At 62.0% G+C, this 237-nt stretch carries 1 protein-coding gene; it reads right to left on the bottom strand.

The features are described 5' to 3' along the window. Positions 1-237 (bottom strand): ATP-binding cassette domain-containing protein (locus SB765_RS33580; RefSeq protein WP_410933027.1); only part of this gene is annotated, 237 nt, incomplete at both ends.

Here is a 237-nt window from a genome sequence, read left to right as displayed (position 1 = left end):
CAGCACGTCCAGCAACTGCTGAATATCGGCAAAGTGCAGGCCCGTGGTGGGCTCATCCAGGATATACAGGGTTTTGCCGGTATCGCGCTTGGACAACTCGCGAGACAGCTTCACGCGCTGCGCCTCGCCGCCAGACAAGGTGGTCGCCGACTGGCCCAGCTTGATGTACGACAGGCCCACATCCATCAGCGTTTGCAGCTTGCGCGCCAGCGCTGGCACCGCATCGAAGAACTCGCG

Origin of the sequence: Pseudomonas sp. SIMBA_067, from assembly GCF_046534675.1 — a bacterium.
GTDB lineage: Bacteria > Pseudomonadota > Gammaproteobacteria > Pseudomonadales > Pseudomonadaceae > Aquipseudomonas > Aquipseudomonas putida.
Note: the sequence above shows the minus strand (reverse complement) of the source record. Positions and strands in the feature narration are given on the sequence as shown.